General features: G+C 72.5%; 20 protein-coding genes. 9 read left to right on the plus strand and 11 right to left on the minus strand.

Features of this window, described 5'->3' with window-relative positions; all coding sequences use genetic code 11:
- Positions 1-403: 403 nt before the first annotated feature.
- Entirely contained in the window at positions 404-1918 is a 1515-nt protein-coding gene (gene arfA, locus IFU40_RS03745) for an arabinosylfuranosidase ArfA (protein WP_191925422.1), read from the plus strand.
- A 145-nt stretch (positions 1919-2063) separates the two neighbouring features.
- Here arfA and IFU40_RS03750 read toward each other — a convergent pair whose 3' ends face one another.
- Genes IFU40_RS03750 through IFU40_RS03790 form a run of 9 tightly spaced genes read right to left on the minus strand, consistent with a single transcriptional unit; the run spans position 2064 to position 11294 of the window.
- Positions 2064-2645, minus strand: a complete 582-nt coding sequence (locus tag IFU40_RS03750) for a 1,2-dihydroxy-3-keto-5-methylthiopentene dioxygenase (protein WP_055940740.1) — start codon at positions 2643-2645, stop codon at positions 2064-2066.
- 43 nt (positions 2646-2688) lie between these two features.
- Positions 2689-3321: a methylthioribulose 1-phosphate dehydratase gene (gene mtnB, locus IFU40_RS03755; protein WP_191915457.1), complete on the minus strand. Its 633-nt coding sequence runs from the start codon at positions 3319-3321 to the stop codon at positions 2689-2691.
- On the minus strand, positions 3318-4022 hold the full coding sequence (gene mtnC / locus IFU40_RS03760) for an acireductone synthase (protein WP_055832842.1): 705 nt from the start codon (positions 4020-4022) through the stop codon (positions 3318-3320). The genes mtnB and mtnC overlap by 4 nt, the downstream gene beginning before the upstream one ends.
- Complete coding sequence (locus IFU40_RS03765; RefSeq protein WP_191925423.1) at positions 4019-4987, minus strand: NAD(P)-dependent oxidoreductase; 969 nt, start codon at positions 4985-4987, stop codon at positions 4019-4021. Before IFU40_RS03765 ends, mtnC begins: the two co-directional genes overlap by 4 nt.
- Positions 4984-6639, minus strand: coding sequence for an FGGY family carbohydrate kinase (locus IFU40_RS17160; RefSeq protein ID WP_191925424.1), 1656 nt, complete (start codon positions 6637-6639; stop codon positions 4984-4986). Before IFU40_RS17160 ends, IFU40_RS03765 begins: the two co-directional genes overlap by 4 nt.
- Positions 6636-7745 (minus strand): ABC transporter permease, encoded by a 1110-nt coding sequence (locus IFU40_RS03775; RefSeq protein WP_191925425.1) that lies wholly within the window; start codon positions 7743-7745, stop codon positions 6636-6638. Before IFU40_RS03775 ends, IFU40_RS17160 begins: the two co-directional genes overlap by 4 nt.
- Entirely contained in the window at positions 7742-8743 is a 1002-nt protein-coding gene (locus tag IFU40_RS03780) for an ABC transporter permease (protein WP_055940749.1), read from the minus strand. Before IFU40_RS03780 ends, IFU40_RS03775 begins: the two co-directional genes overlap by 4 nt.
- On the minus strand, positions 8740-10242 hold the full coding sequence (locus IFU40_RS03785; protein ID WP_191925426.1) for a sugar ABC transporter ATP-binding protein: 1503 nt from the start codon (positions 10240-10242) through the stop codon (positions 8740-8742). The genes IFU40_RS03780 and IFU40_RS03785 overlap by 4 nt, the downstream gene beginning before the upstream one ends.
- A 38-nt stretch (positions 10243-10280) precedes the next feature.
- On the minus strand, positions 10281-11294 hold the full coding sequence (locus tag IFU40_RS03790) for a sugar ABC transporter substrate-binding protein (protein WP_198424671.1): 1014 nt from the start codon (positions 11292-11294) through the stop codon (positions 10281-10283).
- Between the two features lie 203 nt (positions 11295-11497).
- On the opposite strand from IFU40_RS03790, the gene IFU40_RS03795 reads away from it, so the two are divergent.
- The 3 genes from IFU40_RS03795 (at position 11498) to rocD (ending at position 14850) form a co-directional block, all read left to right on the plus strand.
- Entirely contained in the window at positions 11498-12472 is a 975-nt protein-coding gene (locus tag IFU40_RS03795; RefSeq protein ID WP_191925427.1) for a carbohydrate kinase family protein, read from the plus strand.
- Positions 12473-12742: 270 nt separating this feature from the next.
- The gene (gene ddaH, locus IFU40_RS03800; RefSeq protein WP_181015918.1) at positions 12743-13639 is read left to right on the plus strand and encodes a dimethylargininase; all 897 of its coding nucleotides are present in this window, start codon (positions 12743-12745) and stop codon (positions 13637-13639) included.
- Positions 13636-14850 carry an ornithine--oxo-acid transaminase gene (gene rocD, locus IFU40_RS03805; protein ID WP_191925428.1) on the plus strand — a complete coding sequence of 405 codons (1215 nt, stop codon included), beginning with the start codon at positions 13636-13638 and terminating at the stop codon, positions 14848-14850. The genes ddaH and rocD overlap by 4 nt, the downstream gene beginning before the upstream one ends.
- Before the next feature lie 81 nt (positions 14851-14931).
- On the opposite strand, the gene IFU40_RS03810 is transcribed toward rocD, so the two are convergent.
- Positions 14932-16500, minus strand: coding sequence for a molybdopterin-dependent oxidoreductase (locus IFU40_RS03810; protein WP_191925429.1), 1569 nt, complete (start codon positions 16498-16500; stop codon positions 14932-14934).
- A 129-nt stretch (positions 16501-16629) separates the two neighbouring features.
- Here IFU40_RS03810 and IFU40_RS03815 point away from each other — a divergent pair, with 129 nt between their 5' ends.
- The 5 genes from IFU40_RS03815 to IFU40_RS03835 all read left to right on the plus strand — a co-directional run bounded on the left by IFU40_RS03815 (position 16630) and on the right by IFU40_RS03835 (position 22294).
- The gene (locus IFU40_RS03815; RefSeq protein ID WP_191925430.1) at positions 16630-17796 is read left to right on the plus strand and encodes an alpha/beta fold hydrolase; all 1167 of its coding nucleotides are present in this window, start codon (positions 16630-16632) and stop codon (positions 17794-17796) included.
- Positions 17797-17880: 84 nt separating this feature from the next.
- Positions 17881-18930: an acyl-CoA dehydrogenase gene (locus IFU40_RS03820; protein ID WP_342343469.1), complete on the plus strand. Its 1050-nt coding sequence runs from the start codon at positions 17881-17883 to the stop codon at positions 18928-18930.
- Entirely contained in the window at positions 18924-20306 is a 1383-nt protein-coding gene (locus IFU40_RS03825) for a PIG-L family deacetylase (protein WP_191925431.1), read from the plus strand. The genes IFU40_RS03820 and IFU40_RS03825 overlap by 7 nt, the downstream gene beginning before the upstream one ends.
- Positions 20303-21022: a glycosyltransferase gene (locus tag IFU40_RS03830; RefSeq protein WP_191925432.1), complete on the plus strand. Its 720-nt coding sequence runs from the start codon at positions 20303-20305 to the stop codon at positions 21020-21022. The genes IFU40_RS03825 and IFU40_RS03830 overlap by 4 nt, the downstream gene beginning before the upstream one ends.
- 90 nt (positions 21023-21112) lie before the next feature.
- Positions 21113-22294: a zinc-dependent alcohol dehydrogenase gene (locus tag IFU40_RS03835; RefSeq protein WP_191925433.1), complete on the plus strand. Its 1182-nt coding sequence runs from the start codon at positions 21113-21115 to the stop codon at positions 22292-22294.
- A gap of 79 nt (positions 22295-22373) precedes the next feature.
- On the opposite strand, the gene IFU40_RS03840 is transcribed toward IFU40_RS03835, so the two are convergent.
- Positions 22374-23597, minus strand: coding sequence for a carbamoyl-phosphate synthase large subunit (locus tag IFU40_RS03840; RefSeq protein ID WP_191925434.1), 1224 nt, complete (start codon positions 23595-23597; stop codon positions 22374-22376).
- Positions 23598-23692: the final 95 nt, after the last annotated feature.

Raw genomic sequence — 23692 nt, forward strand, 5'->3', positions numbered from 1 at the left:
CAGTGCCAGATAGTTGATCCGTTTCATGCAGTCGGAACACTTCCAGACGAGGAGGTCGAGTACAGAGTGCGCGCTTGGAATGAGCCGTTGGAAGCAGGGTCGGCGTGGCGCGTAGACGAATGGGACATCACTGACGCCGACTCGGTCGTAACCGTAATCGAGTGGGCGGATGGTCTCGGTGCTCACTCCGTGGAAGTGTTTGTCCGGTATGAAGACCACGCTCTCGATGCGAGTGACAACTGGGTGACCGTTGACCGGCACGCTCGGGTGTACGGGGTTCCGGCAGACGACGGCGGAACCACCGAGATTGTGACCTTCACACGTCGTTGGGGCACCGGTTTCGAAAACGTTTAGCCGACCGTGCCCGCGGGGGTAACGTCGCAGCGAACCCCGAGGAGCACCGATGACCGCTGCCCGACTCACCGTCGACCCCCGCTTCGCGATCGGGGCCGTGCGCCGCCGCCTGTTCGGGGGCTTCGTCGAGCACCTCGGCCGTCACGTCTACGACGGGATCTACGAGCCCGGTCACCCGCAGGCCGACGAGCAGGGCTTCCGCGGCGATGTGCTGGAACTCGTGCGCGAGCTCGGTGTGTCGACCATCCGCTACCCCGGTGGCAACTTCGTCTCGGGCTTCCGCTGGGAGGACAGCGTCGGACCGCGCGCACAGCGCCCGCGCCGCCTCGACCTCGCGTGGCACTCGACCGAGACGAACGAGATCGGCCTGCACGAGTTCTCGGACTGGCTCGACAAGGCCGGCAGCGATCTGATGTTGGCGGTCAACCTCGGCACGCGTGGCACCCTCGAGGCGATCGACCTGCTCGAATACTGCAACGTGCCCGGCGGCACGACGCTGTCGCAGCAGCGCATCGACAATGGACGCGCCGCCCCCCTCGGAGTGCGCGTCTGGTGCCTGGGCAACGAGATGGACGGGCCGTGGCAGCTGGGGCACCACTCAGCCGACGACTACGGAAAGATCGCCGCGCAGACGGCGAAGGGCATGCGCCAGCTCGACCCGTCGATCGAGCTCGTCGTGTGCGGATCGTCGGGGGCGCAGATGCCCACCTTCGGCGAGTGGGAGCGGGTCGTGCTGCAGCACACCTACGACGACGTCGACATGATCTCGTGCCACGCGTACTACCAGGAGCACGACGGCGACATCGACTCGTTCCTCGCCTCGGCGGTCGACATGGACGGCTTCATCGAGAAGGTCGTTGCCACCGCCGACCACGTCGGTGCCGTGAAGGGTTCCGACAAGCGCATCGACATCTCGTTCGACGAGTGGAACGTCTGGTACATCGATCGCGTCGACTCGGTGAAGCCGACCGCGATCGACGACTGGCCCGTCGCCCCGCGGCTGCTCGAGGACGTGTACTCGGTGGTGGATGCCGTGGTGTTCGGCAGCCTCCTGATCTCGCTCCTGAAGCACGCCGACCGCGTGGCATCCGCTTCTCTCGCCCAGCTGGTGAACGTGATCGCCCCGATCATGACCGAACCGGGCGGACCGACCTGGCGTCAGACGACGTTCTTCCCCTTCGCGATCACCTCGCGTCTCGCGCGGGGCGTCGCGGTGCGCCTGCGGATCGACGCCCCCGTGATCGACACGGCGAGGCACGGCACTGTCTCGGGGGTCGATGCCGTGTCCACCCACGACGCCGAGACGGGAGCCACGGCGATCTTCGTCGTGCACCGCGGGCGGCACGACGCCGTCGACCTGGTGATCGACATCACCGGTCTGGGAGAGGTCGAGATCGTCGAGACGCACCTGCTCGCCGACGACGACCCCTCCGCCCGCAACACGCTCGACGACCCCGAGCGCGTGCAGCCGCGCGCGCTGGAGGGCGCGCGCATCGTCGACGGCCTGCTGCACGTGACCCTGCCGCCGATCGCCTGGGCGGCTGTGGCGCTGCAGGCACGCTGATCGCCGAGCGCGCGTGCGGGCCGACGCGGGACGACCGCGGGAACGAAGAACGCCCGCCCCGCGGCATCCGAGGAACGGATGACGGGGCGGGCGATCGGGGCCGGTCCCTCCGACGGGATCGGAGACCCGGGACCGCGCGGGGGTGTCAGGCGAGCTGCGCGCGACGCTCCGCGAGCTGGTCGAACGACGCGAACGACTCGGCGATCGGGCTGCCGGTGAAGTGGCCGACCCAGCCGTCGTCGTCGTGGAAGAAGCGCACGCTGACGTAGTGGGGCGAGGTGCCCATGTCGAACCAGTGCGTGGTGTTCGCCGGCACCGAGATGAGGTCGCCCGCCTCGCAGTACACCGCGTGCACCTTCTCGTTCGCGTGCAGGTAGAACACGCCGGCACCCTTGGCGAAGTAGCGGTCCTCGTCGTCGTCGTGCGCGTGCTCAGACAGGAACTTCTCGCGGAACGGCGTCTTGACCTCGTCGTAGTCGTCCTGCGCGGGGTCGAGGGCGACGACGTCGACGAGGGTGTAGCCCTCGCGCTCCTTCACCTCGCCGATCTCGTCGGCGTACAGCGCGAGCACCTCGTCCTGCGAGGCGCCGGTGGGCACGTCCTTGACCTCCCAGCGCGAGAAACGGGCGCCGAGTTCGGCGAGGGCCTCGCGGATCTCGCTCTCTTCGGTGGTCTCGAGCACGGGCGTGCTCGGGTCGGTCGCTTTCCAGACGGTCAGCAGGGTCATGGCCGCTCCTTTCGTTGGGGATGGGGAAGAGGGATGCCGAAGCTCAGCGCGTCGCGACGGCGAAGCGCAAGAGCCACTCGGTGATCTCGAGGTGGCGACGGGCCGCGGCCACATCGGCACCCCAGGCGTACATGCCGTGGTTCGCGACGATCAGGGCGGGGACCTCGGGCACCGAGGCGGTGGCGGGTCGGTAGACCTCGTCGAACCAGCCGGCCTCGACGGTCATGTCCTGATGGTTGCGGATGACGGGGACGGTGACCGTCTCGTCGTCGGCGAGGTGGCCGATGCCCTTGAGCATCTCCATGTCGCGGATCTCGACGCCGCTCGGCCACCGGTGCCCGGCGACGACGGCGTCGAACGCGTGCACGTGGAAGACGGCGTTCGCGCCCGTGCGGGCGGCGATGTGCGCGTGCAGGCCCGACTCGGCCGACGGGGGTCGGGGGTCGTCGGCGTCGATGGCGTGACCGGCGGCGTCGATGAGCACGACGTCGGCGTCGGTGAGCAGCGACTTGTCGAGGCCCGAGGCGGTGACGGCGAGCACGAGCGGGTCGCGGTCGACGACGATCGAGAGGTTGCCCGAGGTTCCCCGCATCCAGCCGTAGCCCGAGAAACGCGAGGCTTCGGCGGCGAGGGCCGCCCCGGCGGCCTGCACGCGGTCGGCGGCGGGAAGGCTCATCGGGTGACCTCGATCTCGTCGAAGGACGCCACGGCGGGGGCGGCGAAGTCGGCGCCGGCCCACGGCTCGCCCGCGCGGTCGAGGGCGACGACCTGCCAGCCCGCGGCGAGGGCGGCGGTCACCTCGTCGGGGTGGTCGGTGAGGAACAGGGCGCGCTCGGGCGAGACGTCGAGCGCTGCGGCGATGGCATCGAACGACGCGCGCTCCTTCTTCGGGCCGGCCTTCACGGTGTCGAAGAAGTCCTCGACGAGGGGGGTGAGGTCGCCCTGCGGGGCGTGGCGGAACCACGGCACCTGCGACGCGATCGAGCCCGAGGAGTACACGGCGAGACGGATGCCATCCTCGTGCCACGCGTGCAGGCGTGGCGGCACGTCGTCGAAGAACTGCGAGTGGATCTCGCCCGCGGCGAAGCCCTCGGCCCAGATGATGCCCTGGAGCGTCTTCAGCGGCGTCGACTTGACGTCTTTCGCCATGAGTCCGCGCAGCGCCTCGGCGATCTCGGCGTCGGAGGCATCGGCATCCAGGCCCGTCTCGACGATCGCGTCGGCGCGGGCGGCGCGGACGGTGTCGTCGTCGCGGCCGAGCACCTCGTCGAGGCGCGGGCGGGCGTAGTCGTAGAGGTCGCCGAGGATGAAGCCGGCGGCCGAGGTCGTGCCCTCGATGTCGAGCACGACGACGTCGGCGGTGGGGGTGACGGTCATGAGGTCTCTTTCCGGGAGAAGAACGATGCCACGGCCGCGGCCGCCAGGCGGGAGTGCTCGACGACGACGTCGTCGGAGGCCCCGGCGATGTGCGGGGTGAGGGTGACGTTCGGCAGGCTCAGCAGCTCGTCGTCGGGGGCGAGGGGCTCGTCGTGGAACACGTCGAACCCGGCGCCGGCGATGCGTCGGTCGCGGAGCACCGCGAGCAGAGCGCCACGATCGACGAGGGCGGCGCGCCCGGCGTTGATCAGGTAGGCGTCGGAGCGCAGGAGCGCCAACTCGCGCGCCCCCAGCAGCCCCGTCGTCTCGGGGGTCAGCGGAACGTGCAGGGTGACGATGTCGCTCTGCGCGAGCAGGTCGTCGAGCTCGACGTGCTGCACGTCGTCGCCGAGGGCGCCGGGGGCGAGGAACGGGTCGTACACGGCGATGCGCAGGCCGAAGCCCTGGGCGCGCCGGACGACGCGGCGGCCGACCGCTCCGCCGCCGACGACGCCGAGCCGACGGCCCGACAGCCCGATCCCGCGGAAGCGCGCGTAGGGCTCGAACACGTCGTCGGCGCTCCAGTGGCCCTCGCGCAGCCACGCCGAGGCGGCGGGCACGTGGCGCACCGTCGCGAGCAGCAGCGCGAGGGTGAAGTCTGCGGTGACGTCGGCGTTGCGGCCCGGGGTCGTGCGCACCTCGACCCCGTGCGCGGCGCACGCGGCCAGATCGACGTTGGCGGGGTTCGCGCGGCACGCGACGACGAGCGCGAGGCGGGGGGCGGCCGCGAGGGCCGCGTCGTCGATGCGGTCGAGCTCGGCGATCACGACGTCGGCGTCGGCCAGGGCAGCGGCGAAGGCGGGGTCGGCGGCGGCGCGGGCGCCGAGCGACTGGCCGGTTTCGGCCTCGGATGCCACGAGCACGTCGCCCGCGATCTCGGCGGCGGTGCGCGGGTCGAAGGGGGCCGTGATGACGATGCGGGTCACGCGGGTGTCCTCTCGGGAGTGGGGGATTCGGGGCGGGACGCGTCGAGGTGGGCGGCGGGGGCCGCGGCGTCGGTGCGCTCGGTCTCGGCGAGGTCGGAGGCGGGGCGCGTGCCCTCGCGCGCGGGATCGGACGCGGCCGTCTCCGCCGGGGGCGACAGTCGACCCAGCACGCGCAGCGCGGGCCACTCCGGCCGCAGCGCCGCGCGCACGCGCGCGAACACGTCGCGCGCAGCCCCCAGGGCGAGCGAGAGGTGGGGGGTGAACTCGACCGTGTCGGCGGGGAACACCCGCACCGCGGCCGCCAGGTCGTCGGCGAGCCCGGCCGCCACCAGTGCGACGGTCGCGGCTCCGCGTGCGCCGATCTCGGGGTCGGCGGTGCGCACGATCGTGCGTCCCGACACGTCGGCGAGCAACTGGCAGAGCAGGTCGCTGCGCGCGCCGCCGCCGCACACGGGCACCCGGTCACCGGCATCCAGCAGGTCGAGGCTCTCGGCCACGGTGAACGCGAGCCCCTCGAAGACGCTGCGCAGCAACTGCGCCGGGGTGGTCGTGACGCTCATGCCCACCCACGAGGCCGAGGCCGCGGCGTCGACGAAGGGGGCGCGCTCGCCGCTCGGCGATCCGTAGGGCAGGTAGACGACGCCCCCGCTGCCGTCGGTCGCGGTGCGGGCGAGGCGCTCCAGCTCGCTCCATCCGCGGCCGGACAGCCCGAGCGAGTCCCGCACCCAGTCGAGGTTGGGGGTGCCGACCATCGACGACAGGGCCTCGATCACCTGGGTGCCGCGGCCGGTGGGAAGAAGGATGCCGATCCCGCTGTCGGCGGCGGCCCGATCGGCGCGGTTGACGGCCACGGTGGCGGTGGTGCCGAGCACGACCCAGCCGTCTTGATCGGCCAGAGCGCCCAGGCCCACCGGGCACGCGGCGGAGTCGACGAGTCCCACGGCCACCGGGACCCCGGCGGTGAGGCCGAGCTCGGCGGCGGCCGCGTCGGTGAGCGGTCCGGCGACCTCGTGCGGGGCGCGCACCGGGGCGAGGAGGTGCGCGAACCGGCGGTGACCGAGCGCGTCAATCATCTCGTCGGAGTACGCCAAAGTTGCCGGGTCGAGGTAGGTGCGCGAGGCCTCGGAGGGATCCGTGGCGACCTCGCCGGTGAGGCGGTGGCGCACCGCGTCTTTGCAGTTGAGGTGGTGGGCCGCGCGGGCGAGCGTCTCGGGCTCGGTCTCGGCGAAACCGTCGAGCAACACGGGCAGGGTGCCGGGGAAGCTGGCCGAGCCGGTTGCGGCGACGACGGCGGCGTCGCGCCCGTCGCGCTGCCAGGCGGCGACGCGGTCGGCGCCTCGGCCGTCGAGCCACAGGGCCGCGGGGCGCACCGGGCGTCCGTCGTCGTCGACCAGCCAGGCACCGTCGCCCTGGCCCGTGACGCCGATCGCGACGACGTCGGGCTGGGCGCTCCGCGCGAGCGAAAGGGCTTGGCGGACGGCGCCGACGACGGCGTCCCAGACCGCGTCGATGTCGCTCTCGGCCCCGCCGTCGGGGGTGCGCACGACGCTCACGGCCCGGTGGCCGGCGGCGAGCGTCTCGCCCTCGAGCGAGTACAGCACGGCCTTGACCGCGGTGGTGCCGGCGTCGATGCCGAGAACGGCGGGGTTCACGGGGTGCCGCCCGAGGTGGTGTCGGTGGTCGAGGTCGGGATCGTGGTGCGCTCGCCGGCCGGGGCCGAGCCCACGGTGCCGGAGGGGGCTGCCGGGGCGGGCCGGCGCTCCGCCGCGGCCCGCGCGCGCTGCGCGACGGTGTACGCCAGCACGAGGGCGACGAGCAGCACCACGCCCTGCACGGCGGCCTTGACGTTGAAGTCGAGGCCGAGCAGGTCGAGGCCGTTCGCGAGCACGCCGAGGAACAGCACTCCCACGACGGTGCCGGGGACGTTGGGCCGCGACCGCGGGTGCATCGAGGCGCCGATGAACACCGCGGCGATGGCGTCGAGCAGGTAGCTGAACCCGGCGAGCGGGGTGTACAGGCGCAGCGATGCGCTCAGCAGGATGCCGCCCGCCGCGCACAGCACGCCCGCGCCGACGTAGACGAGCACGCGGATGCGGCGGGTGCGCAGCCCCGCGACGACCGCCGCGCGGTCCTGCAGGCCCATCGCCTGGATGCGCACGCCCGCGGGGGTGCGGTGCAGCAGGACGCCGACACCCACCGCCGCGACGGCGGCGATGATCACGGGGATGCCGATGCCCAGCACGTCGCCCGAGCCGAGGAAGGTGAAGCCCTCGGGGGCGGCGCGGAAGCTCACGCTGGCCCCGCCGTTGGTGCCGATCTGCTGGGCGCTGCGGCCGATGAAGAAGGTGCCGAGCGTGGCGAGGAAGGGGGTGACCCCGAGCCCCACGATGAGGAAGGCGTTGAGTGCGCCGATGAGCGCGCCGCCGAGGAGTCCGAGCAGCACGGCCACGGGCCACGGCATCCCGAACGACATCATCGACACGATCGCGAACCACGCGCCGAAGTCCACGGCGACCGCCGCCGACAGGTCGATTCCGCCCGACGACACCACGACGGTGAGGGCCAGGGCGACCAGCAGCAGGATCGCGACGCCGTCGAGCACGTTGAGCAGGTTGCTCGGGCGCAGGAACGCGTCGCTCGCGAACGAGAAGAACACGATGAGCACGGCGAACGCGGCGACGAAGCCGTAGCGGGTGACGGTCGCGGCGGCCGAGCCGGCGACGCCCGACCACCGGGCGCGGGGGGCGGTCGTGCTCATGCGCGGGACTCCTCGTTCTTGCGCGCCGCGGCCGCGGCTACGACGAGCAGGATCAGCACGCCCTTGAACCCGTCGACCCACGCGTTGGCGACCCGCGAGAGGATCAGACCGTTCGACAGCAGCGCCACGAACAGGGCACCCAGCACCGAGCCGAACACGGTGACCGTGCCGCGGCGGGTGAAGGCGGCGCCGAGGAAGGTCGCCAGCACCATGTCGACCATGAGGCGCTCGTCGATTCCCGGGCTGCTGCCCGAGCCGCGCGCGACGAGCAGCAGCGAGCTGAGCCCCGCCACGACGCCCGCGATGACGAACGTCGACATGATGTAGCGCTGAGCGGGGATGCCGGCGAAGGTCGCGGCATCCCGGTTGCCGCCGACCGCCTGCAGGCGCAGGCCGTAGGGCGTGCGGGCCAGCACGAACACGAGCACCGCGGCCACGATCAGCATGAGCACGGCGGCGAGGGGGATGCCGGCGATCCGCGTATCGCGCACGGCGACGACGAGAGGGTCGGTGACGTCGATGCGGCGGTTGCCGCTGACCACGCGCGTGATGCCCACGACCGCGACGTACACGGCCAGCGTCGCCAGGATCGACGACAGTCCCACCCAGCCGACGAGGATCGCGTTCAACACGCCGAACAGGGTCGTGACCAGGATGCCGAGGGCGAAGGCGACCGCGAACGGCGTGCCGTACGAGGTCAGCTGATCGCTGACGATCGCGGTCGCCAGCGCGGCGGTGGCGGGGATCGACAGGTCGATGCCGCCCACCACGACGTCGTCGCCGCCGCCGATGACGACGATCGCGAGCCCCATCGCGACCAGCGCGACCGGGGCCGCCTGGGTGAGGCTCGCGGTGACGTTGGCGAGGCCGAGGAAGCCCTTCGCCGTCACGGCGAGGTACACCGTCATCGCGAGGACGACGAGCAGGGGGCCGCGCCGGGCCAGCAGGCTCCGGATGCGGGGAGCGAGCGCGGGGCGCTCGACGGCGAGGGCGCTCACGCGGCATCCCCTTCCGATCGTGCGTCACCGCTGCCGGTGACGAGGGCGCTGAGGTGTTCGAGGGTGAGACCGTCGGTCGACACCTCGTGGGCGATGCGTCCGCGCTCGAGCACCACGATGCGGTCGGCGAGTCCGAGCACCTCGGCGGGGTCGGTCGAGACGACGACCACCGCGGTCCCGGATGCCGCGAGCTCGGCCAACAGGCGGTAGATCTCCTGCTTGGCGCCGATGTCGACGCCGACGGTGGGCTCGTCGAGCACGATGACGCGCGCGCCGGCGGCGAGGCTGCGGCCCAGCACGACCTTCTGCTGGTTGCCGCCGCTGAGCAGCCGCGTCTGGGCGGTCGTGTCGCGGGGGCGGATGTCGAGGCGCTCCGACAGCTCGTCGGCGCGCGCGCGGGCGGCGGGGGCGTCGAGGAGCCCCGCGCGGGCATCGGTCGAGAGCGTGGAGAGCGTGAGGTTCTGCTGCACCGAGAAGTCGAGCACGACACCGTCGTGACGGCGGTCGCGGGGCACGAGCACGACGCCGGCCTCGAGGGCGGCGGCCGGGCTCGACGGGCGGAAGCGGCGCTCGCCGAGGCGCAGCTCGCCGGTGTGGCGGTGAAGGCCCACGAGGGCCTCGCCGAGCTCCGAGGCGCCGGAGCCGAGAAGCCCCGTCACCCCGACGATCTCGCCCGGGCGCGCGTCGAGGTCGACGCCGTGCACCACGGTGCCGACACCGAGGCCGCGGGCGCTCAGCACGGCCGGCGCGGTCACCGGCGGACGGCGGGCGGGGTAGAGGTCGTCGATCTCGCGCCCGATCATCAGGCGGATCATCTCGCGGCCGCTGTCGGGCCCGACCGCCTCGAGGCGACCCACGTCGAGGCCGCCGCGCAGCACGGTCACGCGGTCGCAGATGCGCGTCACCTCGCCGAGGTAGTGCGAGATGTACAGGCTCGAGATGCCGCGTTCGCGCAGGCGGCCGATGATCCCGAGCAGCTGCTCGGCCTCGGCGCTCGCGAGCGGGGCGGTCGGCTCGTCGAAGACGATGACGCGCGCGTTGTCGTCGACGAGCGCGCGGGCCACCTGCACGAGCTTGCGTTCGGCGGGCCCGAGGTCGCGCACGAGCCGGAGGGGAGAGAGGTCGATGCCGAGCACGTCGTGCAGCACCTCGGTCACCCGCGCCCGCATCGCGCGGCCGCGCAGCACCCCGCCCGCGCTCCGCTCGTTGCCGAGCCACACGTTCTCGGCCACCGTCATGTCGGGCACGAGCTGCAGCTCCTGGTGCACGAACCGGATGCCGGCGGCGTGCGCATCGGAGGGGGTGAGCCGCTCGGTCTCGGTGCCGTCGATGACGACGGTGCCACCGTCGCGCTCGTACAGCCCCGCGAGGATCTTGATGAGCGTGGACTTGCCCGCGCCGTTCTCGCCGACGAGGCCGTGCACCTCGCCCGGGCGCACGTCGATCGAGGCGCCCCGGAGAGCCGGAACGCCCGCGAACGCCTTCGTGACGCCGGTCATGCGGAGCACCGGCGTCACGAGGGGGGAGGAGCTTTCGATCACTGGGTGTAGCCCAGCTCCTTCGAGACCTTCTTCGCCTCGTCGGGACCGGCGACGGGGATCGTGTCGACGTAGCTGACCTTGTCGACCGTCTCGCCCAGGAAGTACTTGCCGACGTTGTCGGCCGAGATCGTGGCGATCTTGCGCGGGAGCTGTGCGATGTTGCCGACGAACGGGCTGTTCGGCTCGCTCATGATCTCGAGGGTGTCGGGGCCGGCGTCGAAGGCCGTGACCTTCACGTCGGTGCGGCCGGAGTCCTCGATGGCCTGCACCACGCCGATGGCGGGCTGGTCCCAGCACGCCACGTGGATGCCCTGGATCGTTCCGACCGGGTACTTCTCAAGCAGCGCGAGCGTCTGCTGACGCGCGTCGTCGGGCGCGTTGGCGAACTGCTCGGCGAGCTCGGGCTCGATGAGCTTGACGCCGGGGTAGTCCGTCGAGAGCTCGTTCTTCCACGCGTCGTAGCGCTCGCCGCAGAACGACAGGCTCTGGCCGAACGCGTTGAACACGGCGACGTTGCCCTGACCGCCGAGGGCGTCGCCGGTGATCTTGCCGAGGGCCTCGCCGCCGACCTGGTTGTCGGACTGCGCGTTGTTGACGGCGTACTCCGAGGCGTGGTCCACCCCGAAGACGGGGATGCCGGCGTCGTGCAGCTGCTGCAGCTTCGGGTCGACCGAGGCGTCACCGAGGATCGTGATGACCGCGTCGACGTTCTGCGCGAGGAAGATGTCGTGGTTCTGCGCGTGCAGGGTGTTGTCGCGGTTGCCGTCGGTGGTCAGCGGCGTGCCGCCGAGCTTGGTGACCTCGTCGACCGCGCCCTGGAAGGCCTCACGGTCCCAGAAGTGCTGCGTTCCGACGACCGCGATGCCGATGGTCTTGCCCGCGAGCGGCTGGCTGGCGTCGACGCCCTCGCCGTTGGGGGCCGCGCCGTCGGACGAGACGGTCGAACAGCCGCTGAGGGCGATGCCCGCCGCGACGACGAGCGCCGGAAGGGCGAGGAGGGACTTTCTCACGGTGGGGCTCCTGTGGGCCGGAGGGCGCTCGCGTCGGGGTGCGCGTCGCCGCTGATGCTGTGTGGGGTGCCGCCGGGGAGCGGACTCTCGAAGCGTAGGGAGGGGGCGAGACAACGTTCGACTCGGGCGTCACACGGTGAAATGAAGTCGTCACCGGTGACCGCGTCAGTAGGCTTCGGCCGTTCCCGACACCGAGGAGACCCATGTCGCAGTCCACCCGTGCGCTCGGCGGCCGTCGCGTCCTGACCGTGGGCCTCCACGTCGCCGACGTGCTCGGTCGCTACGTCGACGCCATCCCTGCCGGTCAGGGACTCGCCCTGCTCGACGAGATCCGCCTCACCGTGGCGGGCACCGCCGCCGCGACCGCCGTCGACCTCGCGCGCCTGGGCGTGCCCGTGGCCACGGTGGGGGCGGTCGGCGACGACGCGCTGGGTGTGTTCCTGCGTTCGACGATGGCCGCCGAGGGCGTCGACGTCGACGCCCTGGCGGTGCGGTCCGCGCACCCCACCTCGGCGACGATGCTGCCGATCCGCCGCGACGGCAGTCGACCGGCGCTGCACGTCATCGGGTCGAACGCCGCGATCCGCGCCGACGACCTGGCGGCCGTCGACCTCGACGAGGTCGCCGTGCTGCACCTGGGCGGCACGTGCCTGCTGCCCGGCATCGATGGGGCGCCGAGCGTCGAGCTGCTCCGTCGTGCGCGTGCGGCCGGTGTCGTGACGACGATGGACTTCATCCCGACCGGCGCTCCCGCCGATCGTGACGCCGTGCTGCCGTGTCTGCCGTTCATCGACTACCTCTTCCCCAGCGAAGAGGACGCGCTGTCGTTCGCGGGAGCGGCGACGCTCGACGAGGCGATCGCGTTCTACCTGGATGCCGGTGTCACCACCGTCGTGATCACGCGCGGCGCCGCGGGGGTCAGCATCAGCACGCGCGAGCGGCGCGATATGCGTCTCGCGGCATACGCGGTCGACGTGGTCGACACGACGGGCTGCGGCGATGCGTTCAGCGCGGGGTTCATCTGGGGGCTGGTCGACGGCGCCGACGTCGTCGAGGCCGCCGAGCGAGGGCTGGCGTGCGGCAGCCTCGTGGCGACGGGCCTCGGCTCCGACGCGGGCCTGCACTCCGTGTCCGACGTCGCGCGGCTGCGGGCCGAGGGCGTACGCGGCGCCGTGTAGGCGGCATCCCGGGTGTTCGCGGGGGCGCATCCTCCACGATGCGCGCAACCTCCGTCGTCCGGCGTCGGATGCCGCGGAGGTTCTGCACATCGCGGAGCGTGTGGCCACGCCCCCGCGCAGCGCCGCTCGCGCCCTTACGCGCCCGCGTGCGAGAATGGCCGCGGCGTGCTCGGATCGACCTTTCCCCGCACGGCGCCCCGGCGTCGTCGAGTTGAAGGGCCACCAGGCCCCAGGACAGCGTCCGCCGCACCTTTTCTCCGAGGAGCAGAGATGTCCGCTACCCCCACCGCCGCCACCGACTCGACCGCCGCCTCCGCGGCCGGAACCGAGCGCGTGCAGCAGCGCCGTCGCTATCTGATGTGCCGGCCCGAGCACTTCACGGTGAGCTACAGCATCAACCCGTGGATGGAGCCCTCGCGGCCCACAGACACCAACCTGGCCCTGACGCAGTGGCAGGCGCTGTACGACACCTACGTCTCGCTCGGGCACGAGATCGAGCTGATCGACCCCGTCGAGGGACTGCCCGACATGGTCTACACCGCCAACGGCGGCTTCGTCATCGACGGCGTCGCCTACGGCCCCAAGTTCCGCTTCCGCGAGCGCGCCGCCGAGGCGCCCGCCTTCATCGACTGGTTCGCCGCGAACGGCTTCGAGGTCGCCGAGCCCGTCGAGGTCAACGAGGGCGAGGGGGACTTCCTGCTCGTGGGCGACACCATCCTCGCCGGGACGGGCTTCCGCTCGACCGGCGACAGCCACCGCGAGGTGGGCGAGGTGTTCTCGCGCGAGGTCGTGTCGCTGACGCTCACCGACCCGCGGTTCTACCACCTCGACACCGCGATCGCGGTGCTCGACCCCGTGGAAGGACCGGGGGGCGCCGAGAAGGCCAACATCGCCTACCTGCCGAACGCCTTCGACGAGAAGAGCCAGGCGATCCTGCGCGAGCGCTACCCCGACGCGATCCGGGTCTCGGATGCCGACGGCTCGGTGTTCGGCCTCAACTCGGCCAGCGACGGCAAGAACGTCATCATCTCGCCCCGCGCCGTGGGCTTCGAGGCCCAGCTGCGCGAGCGCGGCTACACGCCCGTGAAGGTGGACCTCTCCGAGCTGCTGCTCGGCGGTGGCGGCATCAAGTGCTGCACGCTGGAGCTGCGAGGCGGATCCCGATGAGCGCCGCCGTCGACGACCTCGGCGCGCACCTGATCGCCGAAGAGGGCGCGCACCTCGCGCACAACTACCACCCGCTCCCCGTCGTCGTCTCGCGCGCCGAGGGCGTGTGGGTCACCGATGTCGAGGGCAAGCGCTACCTCGACCTGCTCTCGGCCTACTCGGCTCTGAACTTCGGCCACGGTCACCCCGCGATCCTCGCGGCGGCGCGCGAGCAGCTCGAACGTCTCACCCTGACCAGTCGCGCGTACCACAACGACCGTCTGGGTCCCTTCGCCACGGCGCTCGCGCAGCTCTGCGGCAAAGACCTCGTGCTGCCGATGAACACAGGGGCCGAGGCCGTCGAGACCGGCATCAAGGTCGCGCGCGCCTGGGGCTACCGCACCAAGGGCATCGCTGCGGATGCCGCGACGATCATCGTCGCGAACGGCAACTTCCACGGCCGCACGACCACGATCGTCGGCTTCAGCGACGACCCCACGGCGCACGACGACTTCGGTCCCTATGCGCCGGGCTTCGTGCACGTGCCGTACGGCGACGCGGAGGCCATCGCGGCGGCGATCGACGAGAACACCGCGGCGGTGCTCCTCGAGCCCATCCAGGGCGAGGCCGGCGTCGTCATCCCGCCCGAGGGGTTCCTGCGACGGGTGCGCGAGATCTGCACCGCGAACGATGTGCTCTTCATCGCCGACGAGATCCAGTCGGGTCTCGGCCGGGTGGGGACGACCTTCGCGTGCGACCGCGAGGGCGTCGTTCCCGACGTCTACCTGCTCGGCAAGGCGCTCGGCGGCGGCATCCTGCCCCTGTCGGCGGTCGTCGCGAACGAGGACGTGCTCGGTGTCATCCGCGCCGGCGAGCACGGATCGACGTTCGGCGGCAACCCGCTGGCCGCGGCCGTGGGACTGCGTGTCGTCGAGATCCTGGCATCCGGTGAGTTCCAGACGCGCGCGGCGGCGCTCGGCGAGCACCTCGCCGGTCGCCTCGACACGCTCGTCGGCCACGGCGTGACGGCCGTCCGCATCGCGGGCCTCTGGGCCGGTGTCGACATCGACCCCGCCGCGGGCACCGGGCGCGAGATCGCCGAGAAGCTGCTCGCCCGCGGTGTGCTCGTGAAGGACACGCACGGGCAGACGATCCGCATCGCTCCGCCGCTGACGATCCGCGCGACCGAGCTCGACTGGGCGGTCGAACAGCTCCGGCACGTTCTCTCGTAACACGCGCGAGTCGCCGGGATTCGTCGCCCGGGCCCACCCGGGAGCGACACATCCTGGCGACTCACGCGGTCGAGAGGGGGGTCAGGTGACCGAGACCGTGAGCTCGTCCCAGCCGGTCGCGCCGTCGGGGGCGGGGGCGGCGACGTTCGGGGTCTGCGTCTGCCCGTCGGCCGAGATGGCGCGGCACCGCACGGTGTGATCGCCGCCGGTGGCGTTCCACGGCAGGCTCCACTGCACCCAGGTGTCGGACGAGATGGCCGTGGCCAGCGTCGCCGGCTGCCAGGCGCCGTCGTCGATCTGCACCTCGACGCCCGCGACGCCGACGTGCGTCTGCCAGGCGACACCGGCGATGACGGTGTCGCCCACCGGGACGCGCGCCCCGGCGCGCGGCACGTCGATGCGCGACGCGAGCTTCACCGGGCCGCGCGCCGACCAGCCGCGCGAGGTCCAATACCCCTCGTCGTCGGCGTATCGCGTGACCTCGAGCTCGGTGACCCACTTGGTCGCCGACACGTAGCCGTACAGCCCGGGCACCACCATGCGCACCGGGAAACCGTGCTCGATGGGCAACGGTTCGCCGTTCATGCCGATGGCCAGCAGAGCGTCGCGCTCGTCGGTCAGGGCTTCGATCGGAGAGGATGCCGTGAACCCGTCGATGGAGCGCGAGAGCACCATGTCGGCGTCGGCGGTGGGCCGAGCCCGCGCGAGGATGTCGCGAAGCGGGACACCCAGCCACCGCGCCGTGCCGATGAGCGAGCCGCCCACTCCGTTCGACACGCAGACGAGCGTGGCGACGGTCTCTTTCTGGGGGAGCGCGACCAGGTCGTCCCACCGCAGCACGACCTCTTGCTCGACGAGACCGTGGACGCGCAGCGACCAGGTCGCGGGATCGACCTGGGGGACGACGAGGGCGGTGTCGATGCGGTAGAAGTCGGCGGAGGGCGTGAGGACGGGAGCGAGCCCGTCGATACCGAGTTCCGCGGCGGCGGGCACCGCGGTGGTGGTCACGGGTGTCGGAAGGCGCAGCGCGCTGCGCACGGCGGTCACGGCCCGTGCGCCGCCGCTCAGGGCGACGGAGCCGAGGGCGGCGAGGGCGCCGGCCAGGACGGCGACGCCCGAGAGGGCGAGGACGCCCCGGCGGGTGGGGCCGTCCGCAGGCGAGGCGGCGGGGGCCTCCCCGGTCGCCGGAGCGGCGGCCACCGCGGGCCGGCGGAGGCGGGCGACGAGCAGGGCGGCGACCACCGCGGCCGCCGCGCCGGCGACGAGCGACGGCACCGGCGAGAGCATCCCCGCGTCGGCGCGCGTCATCGCCACGATCGCGCCCACGACGCCGAGCGCCCCGAACACGACCCGGCCCCAGGGGGCCCGACGGTGCTCCACGACCCCCGCGGCGCCGGCGACCACGAGCAGCAGCACCGCGATGCCGACGAGCAGCGCCAGCTTGTCGCCCGTGCCGAACAGGCTGATGGCCAGGTCTTTCGCCCACGCGGGTGCGATGTCGATCATTCCGCCGCCGATCACCGCGAACGGGCTCGCCGCGGGGGCGATGACGGCGGCAGCGAGCTCGCCGAGCCCGGCACCGAGGACGGCGGCCGAGATCCCGGCGACGGCGGCCGGGACATCCTGGGCTCGAGAGCGCGTGGGGGTCACGAACGGAGCTTAAGGAGCGTGGACGACCGCGGCGCCGTCGTCGCCCGAACTCACAGCCAACCGGCATCCGTCCCGGACCCGCGGTCCCCGCCTGACGCGCACCGTCGCGAGCGCGGGTAGCGTGCAGGCATGCGCGAGAGTGTGCGATCCCTCCGGCGCCCCGCCACCGACGAGGCGCCGGCGTTCGACCTGACCTACGTCCGCTCCGGTCCGCGCGGTGCCACGCCCGTCGTCGTCATCCCGGGGGGACCGGGCCTCGCGTCGGTCCTGCCGTACGCGGGGCTGCGGCGCTGGGCCGCCCGCGGCGGGCTCGACCTGATCATGGTCGAGCACCGCGGAATCGGCCGCTCGCGCAGCGATCTCGACGGGCGCCCCCTTCCGCCCGAGGCGATGCGCGTGACCGCCGTGCTCGACGATCTCGCCGCGGTCCTCGACGCCGAGGGCATCGACCGGGCCGCGATCGTCGGCTCCTCGTACGGCAGTTATCTGGCGATGGCGTTCGGGGCGCGGCATCCGCAGCGCGTGGCCTCGATGCTGCTCGACTCGGCCCTGCAGTCGACCCACGACATCGGCCTCGAGCGCGCGCGCCTGCGAGAGCTGTTCTGGGACGCCGACGACGACATGGCCCGCGGTGTGAAACGCCTCGTGGCCGACGGCGTCGACGAGCGGGTCGTGCTCGACATCGTGCGCGCGGCGTACGAACTCGGCGGCACCGATCTCGTGCACCCGCTCGTACGCCACGAGCCGGGGTTCGCCTGGCGGGCGCTGGGCGCCTACGCCACCCGCGGTCGCTCGATCGCGCGGATCCCCGGCACCTACGACTTCGACCTCGTGGGCACCATCGCCTTCCGGGAGCTGCACTACGCCGGCACTCCCGACGGGCACCCGCTCGACCCGGCTCTGACCTACCTGCCCCTCGCGCACCGCTACCCGGCCTTCGCGGGGGAGCCCTACGACCTGGTCGAGGCGGTGCGCACCTTCGACTGGCCCCTCGTGGTGCTCTCGGGCGACCGCGACCTGCGCACCCCGCCGCCCATCGCCGAGCGCGTGGTCGCGTCGGCTCCGGATGCCGTGCTCGTGCGCATCCACAACGGGCACAGCGCCCTCGACACCCACCCCCTGGCGCTGCTCAACGCGACGCGTCGGCTGGTGCGCGGGCAGCAGGGCCGCCTTCCCCGAGACGAGGTGGCCCTGGATCGCCTGCCGCGAAAGGGACTGTCGGCGTCGTTCCCCGGGATGCTCGTGGGACTGGCCCGCTTCGATGCGCTGGTGCGCCGGCGGGTGCTGAAGCGCTGATCCGCGGCGCCCCGTGCACTGCCCGGGACGAGCCGCGGTGTCAAGGATCTGCCCGAATGTCGCTCCCGGGCGAATGCTGTCAGGGTGACCGACGACGGCGACCATCCCCCCTTCCCCCTGCTGGTTCCCGAGGACTCCACCGACCTCGACGACGTGCGCTCCGCGCTGCGGGGCGCGGATGCCGTGGACGACCTCGGCACCGACCTCGCCGCAACGCTCGCCTGGGTCGTCGCCGTGCCGCGGCCGCGGTCGCTCGCCGCGTCGTGGGAGCTGCTCGCCTCGGTCGCCGCGCGCGACATCGCCGCGGCGCGCGTGCTGGAGCCGCACCTCGATGCGCTCGGCATCCTCGACGAAGCGGCCGCGGCCGGCATCGCCCTCGATCTCGACGCGAGCGGCTCGTGGGGCGTGTTCGCCGCCGAAGGGCCGGGGGCCCGGCTCGAGGCGCGGCAGGATGACGGTACCTGGACGCTGCACGGGACCAAGCCCTGGTGCTCGCTCGCCGCCGACCTCGACCACGCGCTCGTCACGGCCTGGGTCGACGACGAACGTCGCCAGCTGTTCGCCCTCGACCTGCGCGACCCGGCTGTGACCGCGCGACCGGGACCCTGGCACGCGCGCGGGCTCGACCGGGTGGTCAGCGCCCCGATCGACGTCGACGCGGCGATCGCCGTGCCGGTGGGCGAGCCCGGGTGGTACCTGCGTCGCCCCGGCTTCGCGCACGGCGGCGTCGGGGTCGCCGCCTGCTGGTGGGGTGGGGCGATGCCGCTGCGCACGGCGCTCGCCGCGGCCGCCCGCGGCGAGCGTGCCGATCAGCTCGCTCGCGCGCACCTCGGCCGGGCCGACGTGGCCCTGTGGGCGGCGCGCGCCGTGCTGGTGGAGACGGCGACGGTCTTCGGCGCGGGGGGTTCGGCATCCGAGGGTCTGCGGGCCGCCCGCGCGCGAGCCGTGGTCGCCGACGCGGTCGAGGTGACCCTCACCGAGGCTGCGCACGCGCTGGGTCCGTCGCCGCTCGTCGCCGACGAGAGCCACGCGCGGCGCGTCGCCGACCTGCAGGTCTACGTGCGTCAGCACCACGCCGAACGCGACATCGCCCGGATCGGCGGCGACGCGGCGAAGGAGGGCGGGCGATGGTGAGCTTCGACCACCGCGACCCCGGCACCGCCGAGAGCGTCTGGACCGCGGCCCTCGCCGAGCGCCGCCTCGCCCCGCTCGACCTCGACGTGGACCGGGTGATCGTGATGGCCGCGCACCCCGACGACGAGAGCCTCGGTGCCGCCGGCCTGCTGGCTACGGCCGCCGCCCGCGGCATCGCGATCGACCTCGTCGTCGTGACCGACGGAGAGGGCTCCCACCCCGAATCGCCCACGCACACCCCGGCCACCCTCGCGCTGCGCCGCCGCCGGGAGCTGCTCGAGGCGTCGGACATCGTCGGTCTCTCGACCGACCCGCTCTTCCTCGGTCTTCCCGACGGCGGCACCGACGAACACCGGGAGGTCATCGCCGCCGCGCTGCACGACGCCCTCGACCGCGCGGGCGATGAGCGCGTGCTGGTGCTGTCCCCGTGGCGCGGCGACGGGCACCGCGACCACCGCGTCGTCGGAGAGATCGTCGAGCAGGTCTCGGCGGCCCGGGGCGTGCGCTCGCGCGCCTTTCCGATCTGGCTCTGGCACTGGGGCGGCCCGGGAGACGTGCCCTGGCCGCGCGCGGAGCGTCTGGACCTCGACGCCGCGGCTCGGGATGCCAAGACCCGCGCCGTCGACGCCCACGCCAGTCAGCTGCTCCCGCTGTCGGCCGCTCCCGGCGATGAGCCGATGGTGCACGACCGCATGCGCGCGCACTTCGCGCGAGAGGTGGAGGTGTTCGTCGCACCCGACGCGGGAACGCTCGACCCGCACCCCACCGCGGACACCGTCGGCCAGGACTACTTCGACGACATGTACGCCCGGCACGACGACCCGTGGGGCTTCGACTCGCGCTGGTACGAGGAGCGCAAGCGTTCCGTGCTGCTCGCCGCGCTGCCGCGCCGCCGGTACCGCTCGGCGTTCGAGGCCGGCTGCTCCACGGGCGCGCTGACGGCCGCGCTCGCCGCCCGGTGCGACCACGTCCTCGCGGTCGACCTCGCCCCGGCCGCCCTCGACCGGGCGCGAGAACGGCTCGGTCCGCGCGACGACGTCGAACTGCGTCGGGCGAAGCTCCCCGCCGAATGGCCCGAGGGTCCGTTCGACTTCGTCGTGCTGTCGGAGGTGGCGTACTACTGGGGTGCCGGCGACCTCGACCGCGGGCTCACGGCGAGCGTCGCGTCGCTGAGCGCCGACGGTCACCTCGTCGCCTGCCATTGGCGGCATCCGGTCGCCGAGTACCCGCGCAGCGGAGACAGCGTGCACGACGCGCTCGCCGCCCGGTCCGACCTCGTCCGTCTCGTGCGGCACGAGGAGGAGGACTTCGTGCTCGAGGTGTTCGGACGCCCGGGGGCGTCGTCGGTGGCGACCGAGGCGGGACTCGTGCCGTGAGAGCGGTGACGGTGGTCATCCCCGCGCACGACGAGGAGGCGCTGATCGGACGCTGCCTCGCGTCGGTGGCCCGGGCGGTGGCGCACGCGCGGGATCGCGAGACCGACCTGGTCGCGAGGGTCGTCGTGGTGCTCGACGCGTGCCGCGACACCACCGCCCTGCAGGTGCGGCGATGGGCGGTCGACACGATCGCGATCGACGCACGCAGCGTCGGCACCGCGCGCCGGGTGGGCGCGGCGCACGCGGTGGCCTCCGTCGACGTGCGCGCCGAAGACACCTGGATCGCGATGACCGATGCCGACACCGTCGTGCCGCGCGAATGGATCACCCACCAGCTCGATCTGATGCGCGACGGCGCCGATCTGGTGCTGGGAACGGTGCGCCCCGACTTCGCCGACCTCAGCGCCCGACACGCGGCGTACTGGCGCTCGACCCATCGCCGGGGCGAGCCCGCGGGCAACGTCCACGGGGCCAATCTCGGGGTGCGGGCGAGCGTGTACGCCGCGGCGGGCGGCATCCGGGATCTCGTCGAGCACGAAGACGTGGCGTTCGTGCAGGCGGCGCGGGCCGTGGGTGCGGTCGTGCGGGTGAGCGACGCCCACGAGGTCGAGACCTCGGGTCGCTTCACCGGGCGCACGCCCGCGGGATACGCCGCGTTCCTGCGGCGGGTGCACGCGTGGGTCGACGCTCCACCGCTGGCGGCACCGGGCGCGTGACCCATCCGCCGGGGTTCGTCAACCACCTCGGTCGCGCGAGACACGAGGCCGCAGACTGGGCGTCCCCCGGAATCGACGGAAGGCACAACGATGAAGGCACTGACCTGGCAGGGCAAGCGCAGCGTGAGCGTCGAGGAGGTCCCCGACCCGCAGATCCTCGAACCCACCGACGCGATCGTGAAGATCACCTCGACGGCGATCTGCGGCTCCGACCTGCACCTGTACGAGCTCTTCGGACCGTTCATCGACAAGGGCGACGTGCTCGGACACGAGCCGATGGGCGTCGTGGTCGAGGTGGGGTCGGCCGTGACGAACCTCGCCGTCGGCGACCGCATCGTCGTGCCGTTCAACATCTCGTGCGGGCACTGCTTCATGTGTCGCCGCGGCCTGCAGTCGCAGTGCGAGACCACGCAGGTGCGCGAGTACGGCAGCGGCGCCGCCCTCTTCGGCTACACCAAGCTCTACGGCCAGGTGCCGGGTGGACAGGCCGAGTACCTGCGCGTGCCGCTCGCCGACTACAACCACATCCGCGTCGGCGACGACCTGCCCGACGACCGCTACCTCTTCCTCAGCGACATCGTGCCCACCGCCTGGCAGGGCGTGAAGTACGCCGACGTCCCCGAGGGGGGCACGCTCGCGGTGATGGGCCTCGGCCCCGTCGGCCAGTTCGCCGCCCGCATCGGCGTGCACCTCGGCTACCGCGTGCTCGCGATCGAGCCCGAGGCCGACCGCCGCGCCATGGCCGAACGCCACGGCGTGCTCACCTACGACCTCACCGACACGGTGGTCGACGAGCTCGTCGACCTCACCGAGGGGCGCGGAGTCGACGGTGTCGTGGATGCCGTGGGCATGGAGGCCCATGGCAACGGCGGCATCAAGCTGGCGCAGAGCGCCATCGGCCTGCTGCCGGACCCCCTGGCGCGCACGCTCATGGACAAGGCGGGTCTCGACCGTCTCGCCGCGGTCTACGCCTCGATCGACCTCGTGCGTCGCGGCGGCACCGTCTCACTCAGCGGCGTGTACGCCGGTGAGGCCGACGTGCTGCCCATGAAGACGATGTTCGACAAGCAGATCACCTTCCGCATGGGCCAGTGCAACGTCAAGCGGTGGATCGACGACCTGCTGCCCCTGGTCGAGGACTCCGCCGACCCGCTCGGCGTGATGGACCTCGTCACGCACCACGCGCCGCTCGACGACGCCCCCGGCCTGTACGAGACGTTCCAGAAGAAGGAAGACGGCTGCATCAAGGTCGTCCTGCGCCCCGGCTCCTGACCCGCACCCGTGGCGCGAGTCGCCGAGGTTCGTCGCCCGGCGGATGCCGGAAGCGACGAATCTCGGCGACTCGCGCGCGTCAGGCGCGGCCGGCGTGCACGGCCTCGAGGGCCGAGGCGTCGGCGTCGGACATGCCCTCGATCGGTTCGCCGTTCCACACGATGTCGTCGCCGAGGGCGGCGAGGATCTCTTTACGGTCGCCGTGCGAGATCTTCGCGCCGTGCACGATGGTCGCGGGGCTCCACAGCATCGCCGCGCCGTCCCACCAGCCGGCGCCCACGTCGCGCACGTGCAGCAGGTCGTGCAGCGTCTTCGACAGGTGCGACAGCGGCTCGGTGAAGGCATCGGCGAGAACCGCGAGGGTGATCTGCCGCTCGGTGCCGGCGATGGCGACGACGGGCTCGTCGAGCTTGCCCTCGATCGCCTTCGACACATCGCCGGCCTCGAGCAGGATCACGCCGTTGGTGGGACGCGGGTTGCACTCGATGATCTTGTAGTCGGGCGCGGCCTCGCTGCCGTGGTCGACGAAGTCGAACGAGATCTGGCCCGAGAAGCCGGGGTCGAGCGCGTCGACGAGCTGCTGCGTGTAGCGCAGGGTGTCGGTGCTGTCGACGGCGATGAACGCGATGGCCGTGGAGTGCGCCCACTGCTCGGCCGCCTTGTACGTGGTGTGGGCGAGCACCTTGCCGTCGACGACGGCGCTGTACGTGCAGACCATGGGTCCGTCGACGAAGGGCTGAACGAGCCACGGCTGCTCGGGGGTGGGCACGCACTCCTCGACGGGGATCTTGCCTGCCAGCGGACCCGTGTTGGTCAGCAGGCCCACGCCGCCCCGCGAGAAGGCCGCGCGGGCGAAGAAGCGGGGGAAGCTGTCGATGGCGGCGCGCAGCTCGTCGGGCGAGGTGACGACGACCGTCTCGGGGATGGGCACCCCGGCATCCTGAGCCAGGCGCTGGAAGCTGGCCTTGTCGTGCAGGCGGGCCAGGTCGGCGAAGTCCCCGGCGAACAGGCGCACGCTCGAGGGCAGGTCGGCCACGCGCGCGGCGAGGTAGAACACCTCCTCGAACGTGGGGATGATCAGGTCGATGCTGTGCTTCTCGACGTAGTCGGAGACCGCGGCGATGAACGCGTCGGTCTCGAAGCGCGGAGAGGGTGTCGCGAGGTGCCCGGCGAGGAAGCGCGAGTGGTTTCCCACGGCCCCGTCGTAGGTGTCGCTGGCGAACACGGTATGCCCGACGCTGCCGAGCTTTCGGATCAGGTCGAGAGCGAAAGTGTTGCGGGAACTGGTGACGAGCACGCGCATGGAGGCACCCTTATCGTGGCGGCGGACGTTGGCGTCACTCTATCGATCGCCCGTGTCCGCGCACGTGTCACCGGCGGAGGAAACGTGTCGGCAAC

Source organism: Microbacterium sp. CFBP 13617, from assembly GCF_014839445.1.
Lineage (GTDB): Bacteria > Actinomycetota > Actinomycetes > Actinomycetales > Microbacteriaceae > Microbacterium.